11 protein-coding genes and 1 pseudogene are annotated in these 14,348 nt (G+C 65.5%); 5 read left to right on the forward strand and 7 right to left on the reverse strand.

All coding sequences use genetic code 11. From position 1 onward, the window contains the following. Positions 1 to 77 precede the first annotated feature (77 nt). Together DIE08_RS36580 and DIE08_RS27705 are read right to left on the reverse strand one after the other, a co-directional pair. Entirely contained in the window at positions 78 to 368 is a 291-nt protein-coding gene (locus DIE08_RS36580; RefSeq protein WP_311768954.1) for a BPSL0761 family protein, read from the reverse strand. Further along, positions 262 to 531: a hypothetical protein gene (locus tag DIE08_RS27705; protein ID WP_241020688.1), complete on the reverse strand. Its 270-nt coding sequence runs from the start codon at positions 529 to 531 to the stop codon at positions 262 to 264. Before DIE08_RS27705 ends, DIE08_RS36580 begins: the two co-directional genes overlap by 107 nt. Before the next feature lie 634 nt (positions 532 to 1,165). Here DIE08_RS27705 and DIE08_RS27715 point away from each other — a divergent pair. Then, on the forward strand, positions 1,166 to 2,716 hold the full coding sequence (locus DIE08_RS27715; RefSeq protein ID WP_124904717.1) for a phospholipase D family protein: 1,551 nt from the start codon (positions 1,166 to 1,168) through the stop codon (positions 2,714 to 2,716). 139 nt (positions 2,717 to 2,855) lie between these two features. Here the strand turns inward: DIE08_RS27715 and DIE08_RS27720 are convergent, their stop codons facing one another. The 4 genes from DIE08_RS27720 to DIE08_RS27735 all read right to left on the reverse strand — a co-directional run bounded on the left by DIE08_RS27720 (position 2,856) and on the right by DIE08_RS27735 (position 9,477). After that, on the reverse strand, positions 2,856 to 4,691 hold the full coding sequence (locus tag DIE08_RS27720) for a protease pro-enzyme activation domain-containing protein (protein WP_124904719.1): 1,836 nt from the start codon (positions 4,689 to 4,691) through the stop codon (positions 2,856 to 2,858). Positions 4,692 to 5,332: 641 nt separating this feature from the next. Continuing rightward, a complete protein-coding gene (locus DIE08_RS27725; RefSeq protein ID WP_124904721.1) occupies positions 5,333 to 5,599 on the reverse strand; it encodes a hypothetical protein in 267 nt (88 codons plus the stop codon). Between the two features lie 287 nt (positions 5,600 to 5,886). Continuing rightward, the gene (locus tag DIE08_RS27730) at positions 5,887 to 8,307 is read right to left on the reverse strand and encodes a mechanosensitive ion channel family protein (RefSeq protein WP_124621179.1); all 2,421 of its coding nucleotides are present in this window, start codon (positions 8,305 to 8,307) and stop codon (positions 5,887 to 5,889) included. A gap of 210 nt (positions 8,308 to 8,517) precedes the next feature. After that, positions 8,518 to 9,477: an LLM class oxidoreductase gene (locus tag DIE08_RS27735; RefSeq protein ID WP_124904723.1), complete on the reverse strand. Its 960-nt coding sequence runs from the start codon at positions 9,475 to 9,477 to the stop codon at positions 8,518 to 8,520. 1,260 nt (positions 9,478 to 10,737) lie between these two features. On the opposite strand from DIE08_RS27735, the gene DIE08_RS27745 reads away from it, so the two are divergent. Together DIE08_RS27745 and DIE08_RS27750 are read left to right on the forward strand one after the other, a co-directional pair. Beyond that, positions 10,738 to 11,634 carry an NAD-dependent protein deacetylase gene (locus DIE08_RS27745; protein ID WP_124904725.1) on the forward strand — a complete coding sequence of 299 codons (897 nt, stop codon included), beginning with the start codon at positions 10,738 to 10,740 and terminating at the stop codon, positions 11,632 to 11,634. Then, entirely contained in the window at positions 11,631 to 12,272 is a 642-nt protein-coding gene (locus DIE08_RS27750; RefSeq protein ID WP_059601751.1) for a DUF938 domain-containing protein, read from the forward strand. The genes DIE08_RS27745 and DIE08_RS27750 overlap by 4 nt, the downstream gene beginning before the upstream one ends. 15 nt (positions 12,273 to 12,287) lie before the next feature. Here DIE08_RS27750 and DIE08_RS36310 read toward each other — a convergent pair. Continuing rightward, a pseudogene (locus DIE08_RS36310) lies at positions 12,288 to 12,362 on the reverse strand (6-phosphogluconate dehydrogenase); the annotation flags it as partial. A gap of 6 nt (positions 12,363 to 12,368) precedes the next feature. Here DIE08_RS36310 and gndA point away from each other — a divergent pair. Next, positions 12,369 to 13,781, forward strand: a complete 1,413-nt coding sequence (gene gndA / locus DIE08_RS27760) for an NADP-dependent phosphogluconate dehydrogenase (RefSeq protein WP_059601753.1) — start codon at positions 12,369 to 12,371, stop codon at positions 13,779 to 13,781. Positions 13,782 to 13,981: 200 nt separating this feature from the next. Further along, positions 13,982 to 14,326 (forward strand): DUF4148 domain-containing protein, encoded by a 345-nt coding sequence (locus DIE08_RS27765; RefSeq protein ID WP_044845294.1) that lies wholly within the window; start codon positions 13,982 to 13,984, stop codon positions 14,324 to 14,326. Positions 14,327 to 14,348: the final 22 nt, after the last annotated feature.

Raw genomic sequence — 14,348 nt, forward strand, 5'->3', positions numbered from 1 at the left:
CTGACAAACCCGCACGCCGGCAATAGCGAATCTGAAAACTGTCGAGCGCGGCACGATGCCGCGCTCGCTTTTTCGATCTAGAGCCCTGAGGCGGCCCAGACTCCCGGCAACGCCGCAGCCGAAACCTCGAGGTCAATGTTCAGCGGGTAGTGCCTGAGCAGGCGTTGCGCGACTGATTGAACGTTGCAGTGGCAATCCAAATGGTTGGCGGAAGCAAGCCTCTGAAGGAGCACGCGGGTATCGATGACGGCCTTCGTGCGCTCATATGGAGTTGTCATCCTCGGCTCCGGCAAGCAGCTGCTTGGTGACGTCAACGTATGCAGCCACTTGGTTGATTGCACACCAGCGCTTCCACACATAGTCCGCATTATCTGACCAGCCAGGCTCCCCGATAAGTTGATAAATTCGGCCGGAGCGAGTCTCACCACGTAAGCCTAGATGGTCGAACGTAACGACTTCGGAGCTGACGCGTCCGGTGAGATCTCGGTTGTCTGCACCGACAAAATGTCGAGTCCCGTTCGATGTTTCCATGATTCTCCAGCGCGATAACGTTACCCCAGGTTCCTCACTCACTGGGGCGATTCTCCAAATAGTCATGAGCATCTCCTGTTCACCAATGAGGGCCTGGCGGGAAAATGTCGACTCTCACCTTGGCGGCCCGTCGATACTGCGCTGTCATTCATGGTATTCGAGTTTGCGTCGCATTAATGCGAAAAACTAGACTATTTTATCGGTGATTTTCGCGGACGGGATATGCTTTATATTTGCACGAGTGGTCAACTAATGGTTTTTTGGAGATAATATGGTTGCCGGTAATGCCATAACGCGAGGACCGTTTATGCTTTATATGGCGGACGAGTTATGCTTAACGGCACAGAAGTCTCGAAACCCGCGACGCCGCAAGGCTTCGCGGGTTTTTCTTTTGTGCGCTGCCTGAATGTGTCGAGCGTGTTGAATGCGTTCACGCCGGCGTCGCGTGTCGCATTGCCGCCACCGGGAAAACGCGCGGAGCGTGCCGTCCCGATATCAATCGAAGTATGCTGTAGCGCGGTCGGCGCGCACGATCGAGAATCGTCGAGTGCGCGAACCGCAGGGCAGCGCCGCGTTCCGTCCGGCAGCCAGAACAAACACAAACAGACTTCGCCCGACAGTGGGGGCGGCCATCATGATCACGTTGCGTTCGTGGAGTGCGATTCTGTCGTTGCTGATGCTTGCCGCATGCGCCAGCCTGCCGCCGCAGGCCGGTCGCGCGCCAACGCACGCATTTACCGATACGGAAACCACGCGCCTCGGCGTCGCATTCCGCCAGCAGGCCGCCGCCCATCCGGGGCAGGACGCGTTTCATCTGCTGCGCGATCCCGTCGATGCACTCGATGCGCGCGTGCTGCTCGCCGATCGCGCGGACCGCTCACTGGACCTTCAGTACTACATCTGGCACGACGACCTGACCGGGCACGAGCTCGCGGATGCGATCATCCGTGCGGCCGATCGCGGGGTTCGCGTGCGCGCGCTGCTCGACGATCTCGGGACGAATGCGGACGACCAAAAGCTGCTCGAGATCAGTTCGCATCCGAACATCGAGATCCGGCTCTTCAATCCGGTCGCCACACGCCACTTCAAGAAGATCGGCACGGTGCTCGAATTCTCGCGCGTCAACCGGCGCATGCACAACAAGGCGATGATCGCGGACAACCAGGCGGCGATCGTCGGCGGCCGCAATATCGGAGACGAATATTTCGGCGCGTCGTCGATGCTGGAGTTCGGCGATCTCGATGTGGTCGTGCACGGCCCCGTTGTGAACGACATCTCGACCGAATTCGATACGTTCTGGAATTCACCGTATGCGTATCCGATCGATGCGCTGGTCGGGCACGACGCGGCGCCGGGCGGCCTCGACCGGGAGCGCGAACGGTTGCGCGATTACCTGCGCGCGATGGAGGACAATCCGTACGTGCTCGAGGCGCGACACAGGCTCGACCAGATCGTGCACGGGCAGGGCACCGAGCTGTCCTGGGGCCAGGCGACGGTCCTGTACGACGATCCGGCGAAGATCGCACGCTCGCCGAAGGACAGCGACGGGCACCTCATGCCGCAACTGCGCGCACTCGCGTTGCGGCCCGAGCAGGAGCTGCTGATCGTGTCGCCGTACTTCGTGCCGGGCAAGGACATGGTCGAACGGCTGCACGCGCTCACGGCACGCGGCGTGCGCGTGACGATCCTGACCAACTCGCTCGCATCGACCGACGTCGCGGCCGTGCATGCCGGCTACCGGCGCTATCGGCGTGCGCTGCTGGAAGCCGGCGTGAGGCTTTACGAACGGCGGCCATCCGGCGACAAGAGCATTTCGAAGCAGGTCATCATCGGCTCGTCGCGTGCTTCGCTGCATGCGAAGACCTATGTGTTCGATCGCAAAAGCATCTTCATCGGTTCGATGAATCTCGATCCGCGCTCGCTGAATCTCAATACCGAGATCGGCGTTTACTGCGAGAGCGCGGCGATTGCGTCGGAAGTCGCCGCGGACCTGGAGCCGCGGCTCGATCAAATCGCGTGGCGAGTCGAATCGAGGACCGACCCGGCCGGGAAGGGGCGGCTCAAGTGGATTCAGACTGACGCGGACGGGAAAGTGACCGAACTCGATCACGAACCGGAAGTATCGGCGGCGCGGCGCATGGAAGTGTGGTTTCTGGGCTTGTTTCCGATCGAATCGCAGCTGTGATTTCGCTTGCCCGCGACGACCGCGGGCGGCGTGTGCCGACGCGCAGCGTCGATCCGGAGGCCGTGCGCGCACTGGCGCTGATGCGGCTCCGGGCGCGCAAAACGACCCGCACCCGGAAACCGCACCATTCATCGCGCGATCAGCGCGCGAAATCAGACGTGCTCTGGATGAACGTGTTCAGCTTCGAGATGTTCACGCTGCCGAAGCCCGTCGTCGCGTCCCAGCCGGCCTTCGCCTTGTAGCCGTACGTGCCGCTGCCGTTGTTGCCGGACGTCACGTCGTGCACCAGCGCCGCATTGCTCGGAAAGTACTTGTAGATGCTCGACGCCGGGAATCCGAGCGCGTTGTTGTTGGCCGATTGCAGCCGCGCCCAGATGCCGGTGAAGATCGGTGCGGCGAGGCTCGTGCCGCCTTCGTTGTTCAGGTAGCCCGAGCCCCAAAGCGTGTCGGACGTCTGGCCGTTCACCACGAGGATCGCGCCGGTGCGCAGGTCGGCGTCGAAACCGACGTCCGGCAGTGCGCGCTTGGTCGACCCGGTGAGACTCGACGATTGCCACGACGGCGCGGCTTCGTACTTGCTGTAGCCGCCGCCCGTCGACCATACGGTGCCCGGCTGCCAGCTCGGATCGTTCCATACGATTTCGCTGTTGTATGCGTTGGTCGACGTGTTGGTGAATAGCGTCGTGCCGCCGACCGCGATCACGTACGGCGACGTCGCTGGCTCGCTCACCGTGTAGGTCGAGCGCGACGGCGTGCCGCTCGCGCATTCGTATGCGCCGTGGTCGCCGGCCGATACGGAGAAGGTCTGACCTTGCGCGATGGCCTGCTTGAAGATGGTGTCGTCGGTCGCCTGCGAGCCGGTGCTGTACGCGGACGATTCGCACACGCCGAGCGACACGTTGATGACCTTCGCGACGTTGTCGCTCACCGCCTTGTTGTACGCGGCGGTAATCGCGGTGAGCGACATCGACGGCGCCACGTAGAACACGACCTGCTTCACGCTGCCGCCGGCGGCGCCGACGATAGACTGGCTGTCGAGGTTCCATTCGACGGTGCCGGACGTATCGGTGTACGAACTACCTGACGGACCCGTCTGCACGACGCTGCTGCTGATCGTGCCGAGGCCGTTGTTGGCGGCGAACGTATTGAGGTCGCTGACCGTCTGCGACAGGTCGCCTTCGGAGATGATGCCGACGGTGGTTTGCGAGGCCGTCGGCGTGCCGTCGCCGCCATAGAGCGACGAGAATTCCGTCGGGTAGTGCGGCACCGCGGATGCGCCTGCCGGAATCGTCAGGTTGCTGGTGTTGCCTTGCGGTTTGCTGCCCGCGCCGGTATGCATGAGCTCGACGTTCTGCAGCCCCAGCACGGCACCGACGATGCCTGAGATTGCGTTCGGCACCTGCGCGGCATCGGTGTTCGCGTAAACGTTGCGGCCGTTGCGCGTGAAGCGCTTGAGCGTCGTGCGGAACGCCGATTTGACCGTTGCCGCGGTGCCCGACGCGGACACGAGCAGGCGGTTCGGCGCAACGACGATGTTGACGAAGCCGGCCTGGCGCAGGTGCGCGACGACGGAGGCAACCTGCTGGTCGGTCGGCGCGTATTGCGCGGCGAACTGCGCCGACGTGAGGAACTGCTTGTAGTGCGGCGAGCCGGGTGTATGCAGATCGTGCAGGTACTGGTCGAGTTGCGCTTCGTTGCGCAGGTTCAGCCCGAGCACGATGTCGACCGATTCGCCGGGCGCCATCTCGGTGGCAGCCGCGGCAGCGGCGGCGGTACTGGCAGCCGGAGCACCGGCGGTACTGCTGCTTTCACCTTGCTGGACGAGCGGCAGGAACCCCTTGGTGCGCGTTTCCGTCCAGCCGGCGGCCGGTGCGGCATGGGCGGCCGTCATGCCGAACGAAGCGGCTGTTGCGGCGGCGAAGGCGAGCTTGGCGATGCGGATGTGTTTTAGTTTCTTGTCTGCAACCTGATTCATTTTGAATTACCCCTCCGGTTGAACATCGAACTGCACGAACAACAACGGTCGACGGCGGCGCGGATCGTGCGCCGCCGATATCCGCCGCGCTCGCGCGGATGGCGCGGACGCGACGGGGCCTTTCGCCCGACCGGATGGGTGGTGATCCTCCGGGGGCGAAATGCTGGAATGCTCGGTAACGGGGGCGCTGCGCCGCGATGCGGCCCGGCCGCGCCGGCAGGCCTGATGCAGGCGAGCTAGAGCAAAAGTTTCGGTATCCTGCTCATCTGGTTCGGTCCTTCGGCCTGCTGCCGGACGGCAGCTGCCCAATGAATGCATCGGGATGTTGCATGCGCCAACGGAAGAAGCGACGGTCGGCGGCGAGAACTTCGGTGCGGCGGAAGCGAGAGATGCGTTGAGCGGGAACGATTGCGTGGTCTGCAGTTCGTCGGATTGCTTGCATCGGACGGTATCAAGAACGAAAGTTCGGTGTCAAACTTTTTCTGATTATATGAAACAAAGTTAAATGGAATTGGATGAAATGTTTTTGAAAAGTCATGAGGTATTTTGTAATTTTCAAACCATAAACCGGGTGCAATTGCAGCTCCGTCCTTCGGATAATTCTCGATTCGATTCGTAATGCACGAACCGTATTCGAGAAATCATTCGAATCTCCCGTGCCCGTTTTCCGTCCCGGAACGCAGGGTTCGACGCGCGTCGGGCGCGTCCGGCGAGTCAACCTGATCATATCGACGGCTCGTCGCGAGCAGTCCAGCCAGCGACAGCGTCTCGAGAACGGGGTGGGTCGGCGCATCGTGATGGATCGCATCGCGCGGCGAAGCGACCGGATGACACAACGTATCAACGACCAGCACGGCGACAACCAGTTGCGCGCGATGAGTCCGTTCGGCCAGTTGACGGTATTCCACCTCGTGCCGCGTTCCACGCTGCAACTGCTCGATTGGGATCGTTTAGCGGTGAAGGTGCCGCGCGCTGCTGATGGCGACCATTGCGGATCAGACGCGGGTTCTGCGCGAACACTGGCATGTGCCGCGCGGCGCATCGGGTGGCGAGCGGGCCGCCCCGGCGAATGCGGCGAAGCGCGTTCAGCGCGCGATGAAAACCGCCGCGCGTCGAGCGCGGCTATCGGTCGTTCGATGGCACGAGCACAGGCACGGCGCGACGCGCGGTGGCCGGGTCAACGGCATCCGCACGATCAGTCCGGCTTGCGCTCCGGTGCAGCACGCGGTGGCGGCTCGGCGACCGGGGTGCCGGCGGTAGGGCCACCATTCTCATCGTTCTCGGGCGCCACGGGCCGCGAACCGTCGTCATACGCGACGAGGCTGCGCTGCGGATTCGCGATCCGGATTCCGCGTTCGCGGAACAGCACCGCGATACGCCGGTTGAATTCGCGCTGCACACCCCAGCGCGCAGAGTCCTTGCACTGGATCTGTCCGGCCAGCGCGATCGTCGCGCCGTCGACCTGGTCGATGCCCCAGTAGCTGAAATCCGACAGGATGCCGTCCTTGTAATTCGGATCGTCGCGCAACGCGGCGCCGATCTCCTTCAGCGTCTCGATCGCGCGATCGATGTCCTGGCCGTACGCGATGCTGACCTTGACGGCTGCGTTGCCGAGCCCGCGATTCGTGTTGTTGACGGTCGTAACGGAGCTGAACGGGATCGTGTACAGCGACCCGTCGCCCGCGCGCAGCCGCACGGTGCGGATCGACAGGTATTCGACCGTGCCGGACACGCCGGCGAGCGTGACCCAGTCTCCCACCTGCATCGCGTTCTCCATCAGCAGGAAGATCCCGGTGATGAAATCCTGCACGAGCTTCTGCGAGCCGAAGCCGAGCGCGACGCCGAAGATGCTGGCGCCGGCGAGCAGTGGACCGATGTTCACGCCGATTTCGCTGAGGCCCGTCAGCACGACGACGAGCGCGATCATGATGAACAGCAGCGAACGCAGCATCGGCAGCAGCGTGCGTAACCGCGCCGCGCGCACGAGGTTGCCTTCGTGTGTCCACTGCTGCAGGCGGCGCTCGATCGCGATGTTCGCGGCTTCCCATACGATCAGCGCGACGACGGCCGCGATCGCGATCGTGATCAGCGCCGACGCGAGCCGATGGCCGATCGTGCCGGTCTGGAAGGCGTGGAAGATCGGCACGCCCCAGATCTGCAGCAGCACCACGACGGTCGCGACGGCGATCACCGCCGACACGATCTGGCGCACCAGCGGGTAGTAGCGGTACGCGTGCAGGTGGACCAGCGTGCGATCGTCGTCGCGGCGCTGGAACAGTCTAGCGAGTGCACCGAACACGACGATCGACACGATCCGCATGCCGATCATCGCGGCGATCGAGCGGCCGCCGAGCGTGATCAGCACGCGGTAGCCGTTGTGGACGTCGAGCGCCCACACGAACCACAGCGCCATCACGACGAATACCGAAACGGGCGCCCACGCGTCGGCGAGCGCGTTGCCGATCATCGCGAAGGCCGGCCGATCGTCGCCGGCCGCGCGGATGCGGGCGGCGACCGGCTGGCGGCACCTGAGAATCAGCGCCGAGATCATCAAGTGGCCGACGAGCGCGACGGCTTTCAGCAGCGCGACGTGACCGGCGTCGCTGAGGCCGAAGCTCGCGGCGATCTCGACCGCGGCCGTGCAGACGCCGACGACGATCGCGATCCGCGCGATCGAGCGCTGCGCGATCGCGGCCCATGCGTCGCTGACGTGCAGCAGCCGCAATTGCGGCGCATCGGGCTGGAAGAACAGCCGGCTGACAATCGTCACGAGGCGGCAGATCACGTAGATGTCGATCAGCGATTCGAGTGCGGTTTCGGTCGGCGTGCCGGCGCCGTCGAGCACCGACATCGTCAGGCTCGCGACGCCGACGAACGCCAGCAGCGGCACCACGCGCAGCGCGAGGCTGACCAGCGCGCGCGGCATCCGGCGCAGCAGCGTGGTGTGGCGCCGCGCATGGCCACGGCCTTGCGACGACGTATCGGGCGCGGCGGTGCCGTCGGCGCCGGCGCTGGCGTCGTCCGGCCCGGCTGGCTCGGGCTCGGCCCGACGCGACGATTCGGCCCGACGCGTGCCCATGGCGGCCAGCGCGCGCCGCAGGAGCCGCTTCGCGAACCATTCGACGACGAACGCGGGCACGAGCACGGCGAGGATGACCAGGATCGCGCGCGTGAGGTCCGCGCGTTCGTCGGTTCGCACCAGCCGCTCGTGCCACCAGCGGCCGACGGAGCCGACATCGAGTAGCGAGCGCAGCGATTCGTTCAGCGCGGCGCCGATTTCGCCGGCCCAATGTGCCCCCTGCCGGACGAGCATCGACGCGAGCCCGTTCGTCGTGAGCGCGGCTGGGGCGGCGGATGCCGCGCTGGCCGGTGTCGCGGCGCTCGCCGGAAGCGCGGGCGTGCTCAGCACGCCGACGGCCGCGATCGCGCGCAACGTCGTTTCGACCTGCTCGCGCTCGCGTGGATTTTGCAGGACGGAGAGGGCCTGCTGCGCCTGTTGCGGCGTCAATGCCGGCACGGCGCCGGAGGCCGCCGATGGGGCGGCTGGTGCAGGGGTAGCCGCGTGGGCGATCGATACGACGGCGGCGAGCAGCCAGCCGAGCAGGAAATGTCGCATGGGGAGGCATGCGGGCGCACATCGAAAAGTGGCCCGCCGGTCTGGACGATGGACGGAAGTTAACATGATCGCGAACGGACCCGAATAGTTCCGCCGACGAATATTCGCTTGCGACGTGGCGGGTCGGGAACGAAACGTGCTCGCCGGCACATCGATTCGGTGCAAACCACGACTGCGGCTACATGCAGCGAACTCCGGATTCCTGATGAATCAGCCCTGCTCGTCGTGAAAGATCGGCAGCACGTGCTCGGCGATTTCCTCGATGACCTCGCGCACGGGCCGGTCCGAGCCGGGATTCAGCGTGACGTGGTGCGTGCCGGCTGCGCGCATGTCCCGCAAGATGCCGACCAACGCATTCCGTCCGGTCGCGTAGCCGAGCGACAGCGCGCGGGCCGGCGCATCGCGATTCGCATCGAGATCGAGCCGCATCGACACGCCGAATGCGCGAAAGCCCGGTTGAGCCAGCCGGTCGACGGCCGCGCGCCACATCGAATAACGAGAACGCTGCGTGTCCGGATCGCGGTGGTACGTCATCCAGCCGATCGCGTTCCGAGCGATCCAGTCGACGCTTTGTCCGCCCGAACCGACCGCGAGCATCGGCACCGCGGCATCGCCGCGCGGCAGCAGCGTGAAGTCGGGTGCGTCCGGCGGTGTTTCGTCGGGCAGCACGCGGGACGGCACGCCGAGCGCGGCCGCAAGGATGTCCCAATGCCGGCGATACCGGTCGCGCCGCGTTTGAGCATCGACGCCGAACGCCGCATATTCGGGCGGCCGGTCGCCGGAGCCGAGGCCGAGGATGAAGCGCCCGCCGGACAGCGTCGCGACCGACAGCGCGCCTTTCGCGATATGCAGCGGATGACGCAGCGGCAGCACGATCGCGCCGCTGGCGAGCACGATCCGGCGCGTGCGCGACGCGAGCGCGCCGAGCAGCACCCACGGATCGAGGTGCCCGACCGGGTCGGGATAGTCGGCGCTGTTCAGCGGTACGTCGCGAATCCACAGTGCGCGAAAGCCGAGCGAATCGGCCCGCGCCGCGAGTTCGAGCTGCTCGTTGAAATCGGCGACGGTCCGGCCGCTGCGCAGCAGCGGCAGCGTCAGGCCGATCGACAGCCGCTCGGCCGAGAAGATGCGCTGCGCGACGTCGGCGCGGCCGGGGGCGGGCAGGGGCATGTCCATTCCTTGAAGACGGGGCGAAGCGGGCGCGCTCCGTACGGTGTTCGCATGCTAGCGTGTTTGCACGACGCTTGCGACGCGCGGCGAGCGATACACGGCGGCATCGGCGGGTCCGGCATGATCGGCGCCTTCGGTCATCGGGCAATCAATCGGCATGAACTGACCTCGGCAAGTGGTGGTCGGTCTTGTGGCGGGCACGGTGCTGTTCGTGTTCGGCGGCGCTCGCACGGTTGAGGCGACGCATGCCGATCTATGCAGGACCGCCGAGGAGTCGGGCATCACGGCGGGCCTCCGGGATGGGTTGCCTCGGATCACGTGCGCGTTCGACCACACATGCGCGGCCAGGGGCGGGCGATTGTAAGTGGATCGTCGGGTGTCGTGCAGGTGCAGACGTCTCGCCGGTGCACACGTCACATTCCTGCAACACCGGCGCCGCGCCCGTCCGCCGATCGCGCGCGCCGTTTCCCGTCGTTTCACTTTCGAAACGTTCACGCATTTCTGTCGCCGCCCGATCTGCATCGGGGTCACTTCACCGGCCGCGCCGCCTTGCGCCGCGAAGCATGGTGCGCTCCTTGCATATCTGTGTGTGCCGTGAGCGCGATCGCCGGCGCGGTAGAGGGCCGGCCATCGCTTCAGTGGGTCGGACGCATCGAAGACGGGGACAAGAGAATGAGAACAGACCGAATCGCAACGTGTCGTGTTGCAAAAATGAATCGCCGACCTGCCCGAGAATTCGTTTCACCGTTGATTGCGGTGACATGAGCGTGCGGCTTTTCGTTCCATCCGAACAATCCGGGTTCGTTCCGAACGACGACGTGCAGGCGTGACGCACCAGGCCGAGCGGTGCCAGTCGGCCGTCGGGGATGAACCGCCGAGCACGTGGATGGGCAATCAATCATGAGATATGGATCGTCATGCCGACGCGCGAAACGCCTGCGTGCCGAGCGCGACGCATGCGTGTGCCTGCCGCACGCAATGTCGCGCGGCGATCCGCCCGACATCGGGAAATCGAAGGTGTAGTCCAGGGGAAAGGTCCGCCGGCGGCGCCGCGGTGGATCCGACGACATTGTGCTGTCAGTTGATCCACTACCCCGATGGATCAATTGTTGGAGCGCCCATCGCCATGTGGTCGATGGGCGTCTTTTTTTGCTGCGCCGGTGTCGCGCGCGCCGCCGGCCCGATCTCCCGGCGTTCTGTATCATGTGCTGGCGCGCTGGCCGCACGGCTTGCCACCGCGCCCGATCACGCGCCGCCAACATGAACGACATCGCCTTGCCCGACCCCTCATCCGCCAGCCTCGATCCGCCCGCGCTCGATGCGCTGCACGCGTTCGTCGAGCGCCATCCGCGGCTGCTCGTGCTGACCGGTGCAGGCATCAGCACGGATTCCGGCATTCCCGGCTATCGCGACCGCAACGGTCAATGGATGCGCTCGCCGCCGATCCAGCTCCACGAATTCCTCGGTTCCGACATCGCGCGCCGCCGCTACTGGGCGCGCAGCATGATCGGCTGGCCCGTGGTTGGCCGTGCGCGGCCGAACCGCTCGCATGTCGCGCTCGCGCGGCTCGGCGGCACCGGCCGGATCGAGCGCCTCGTCACGCAGAACGTCGACGGGCTGCACCAGCGTGCAGGCAGCGGCGACGTGATCGAACTGCATGGCGGCATCAACGGCGTCACGTGCCTCGATTGCGGCGCGCATCACGCGCGCGCGACGATCCAGACCTTGCTCGAAACGGACAACCCCGAGCTGCTGGGCACACAGGCGGAACCCGCCGCCGACGGTGACGCGCACCTCGAATGGGCCGCGCTCGACACGTTCCGCATCCCGGCCTGCCCGGCCTGCGGCGGGCTGCTGAAGCCGGCGGTGGTGTTCTTCGGCGAGAACGTGCCGCGCGAACGCGTCGCGCTGGCGTCGCAGGCGCTCGATGCGGCCGATGCGCTGCTCGTCGTCGGCTCGTCGCTGATGGTGTATTCCGGCTACCGGTTCTGCGTGTGGGCCCAGGCGCAGAACAAGCCCGTCGCCGCGTTGAACCTCGGCCATACGCGCGCCGATCCGATGCTGACGCTGAAGGTCGAGGCGCGTTGCGCGCCCGCGCTCGACGCGCTGAACGCGCGGCTGGGCGTCGCCGGCGGCGCGCCGGAGCACGCATCGTGACCGGGCCGACGTCCTCGCCCGATCCGTCCGCGCGGCTGTCGGCGCCGGCGGCCGAGCGCAATCGCGGGCCGATCCTCGACGTGCTGCGTCGCGTGCTGCCGGCCAGCGGCGACGTGCTCGAGATCGCGAGCGGCACCGGGCAGCATGCGGTCCATTTCGCGCAGGCGCTGCCGGCGCTGCGCTGGCAGCCGAGCGATCCTGACGCACATGCGCGCCGCTCGATCGCCGCGTGGGTCGCGCATGCCGGCCTCGCGAACCTGGCCGAGCCGCTGGCGTTCGACGTGCGCGATGCGTCGTGGCCGGCCGCGGCGTTCGACGCGATCGTCTGCATCAACATGATCCACATCTCGCCGTGGGCCTGCACCGACGCACTGTTCGCCGGCGCGTCGCGCGTGCTGCGTCCGGGCGGCGTGCTGTTCCTGTACGGCCCGTATCGCCGCGAAGGCCGGCACACGGCGCCGTCCAACGAAGCGTTCGACCAGCAGTTACGCAGCCGCGACCCGTCGTGGGGCGTTCGCGATCTCGAGGCGGTCGTCGCGCTCGGCCTCGACCGCGGGCTCGACTGCATCGAGGTCGTCGAGATGCCGGCGAATAACCTGAGCGTCGTGTTCAGGCGCCTGCCGCACGCGGAGCAGTGACACGCAAGCGCGCATCGCAGCCGGGTTTCCACTATCCTTTCGCCTGTGCGCGCGACCCGGTTCGGTCGCGCCCTGTTTTTTCCGGAGAATTGACTAATGGGCAAACAAGCAATCGGTGTGATCGGGCTCGCGGTGATGGGCCGCAATCTCGCACTCAATATCGAGAGCCGCGGTTACGCGGTGTCGGTGTATAACCGCAGCCGCGAGAAAACCGACGAACTGATCGCCGAATTCCCCGGCCGTAATCTGGTACCGACCTATACCCTCGAAGAGTTCGTCGCGTCGCTCGAGACGCCGCGCCGGATCCTGATGATGGTGAAGGCCGGCGAAGCGACCGATGCGACGATCGCATCGCTCAAGCCGCTGCTCGAGAAGGGCGACGTGCTGATCGACGGCGGGAATACGCACTTCACGGACACGATCCGCCGCAACCAGGAACTCGCGCAATCGGGCCTGCACTTCATTGGCACCGGCGTGTCCGGCGGCGAAGAGGGCGCGCTGCGCGGCCCGTCGATCATGCCGGGCGGCCAGCGCGACGCGTACGACCTGGTCGAGCCGATCCTCAAGCAGATCGCCGCGAAGGCCCCGTCGGACGGCGAGCCGTGCGTCGCGTACATGGGTCCGGACGGTGCGGGCCACTACGTGAAGATGGTCCACAACGGCATCGAATACGGCGACATGCAGTTGATCGCCGAAAGCTATGCCGTGCTGAAGGACGTCGCGGGCCTGACCAACGACGAACTCGGCGCGGTATACACCGAGTGGAATCAGGGCGAGCTCGACAGCTATCTGATCGAGATCACGTCGAAGATCTTCGGCAAGAAGGACGAAGAAACCGGCAAGCACCTCGTCGACGTGATCCTCGATCGCGCCGCGCAGAAGGGCACCGGCAAGTGGACGAGCCAGAACGCGCTGGATCTGGGCGTGCCGCTGCCGCTGATCACCGAGTCGGTGTTCGCGCGCGTGCTGTCGTCGTTGAAGACCGAGCGCGTCGCGGCCAGCAAGATCCTGTCGGGCCCGGCCGCCGCGTCGTTCGACGGCGATCGCGCCGCGTTCGTCGAAGCGGTGCGCCGCGCGCTGTACCTGAGCAAGGTGATCTCGTACGCGCAGGGCTTCGCGCAACTGCGCATGGCGTCCGAAGAGTATGGCTGGAACCTCGATCTCGGGACGATCGCGAAGATCTTCCGCGCGGGCTGCATCATCCGCGCGCGATTCCTGCAGAAGATCACCGACGCGTACGCGAAGGATCCGGCGCTCGCGAACCTGCTGCTCGACCCGTATTTCAAGGACATCGCCGCGAATTACCAGGCGTCGCTGCGCGACGTCGTGGTGGCTGCCGTAAAGGCAGGCGTGCCGGTGCCGGCGTTCGCGTCGGCGGTCGCGTACTTCGACAGCTACCGTTCCGAGCGGCTGCCGGCGAACCTTGTGCAGGCGCAGCGCGACTTCTTCGGCGCCCATACGTTCGAGCGTACCGACCGGCCGGGCAGCTTCCACGCGAACTGGTCGTGACCGGCTGGCGAGGACGGTATTGTTGCGAAATTCTATTCTTTGAGTAGGGTTTTTCGTTCCCGGATCCCGGAATTGTTGGCTCCGAGGAAACAGTGTTTTCGTTCTTTCATGGTTTTCCCTAGGTGATCTCGGGACTAAACTTTGTTCAATCGCTGCAGACATGGTGTGTGCGGCGGAGCAAAAAAATCCCGGAGGTAATCATGAAATCGCTGATCGCAACGTTCGCTGCTGCTGCTGTCCTCGCCGTTCCTGCCGTCTCGTTCGCCCAACAGAACGCCCCCGTCACCCGTGCGCAGGTGAAGGCCGAACTGGCCCAACTGCAACAGGCCGGCTACAAGCTGGGCAGCGACCGTACCGACTACCCGGCAAGCATCCAGGCAGCTGAAGCCCGTGTGAACCCGCAACAGAACGTGGCCGCTGCCGATACGAGCGGCTACGGTGCGCAACCGGCCGCCCAGCAGGAATCGGGCGCTCCGGCGGCCGCCAAGACCGGCTGGCAGGTCAAGCGCGTGTCGGATGGCGCACCGGTCTACAAGGGTCGTTAATCGTCATCGATCGCCGACCGCA

The organism is Burkholderia sp. Bp9004 (genome assembly GCF_003858025.1).
Lineage (GTDB): Bacteria > Pseudomonadota > Gammaproteobacteria > Burkholderiales > Burkholderiaceae > Burkholderia > Burkholderia diffusa.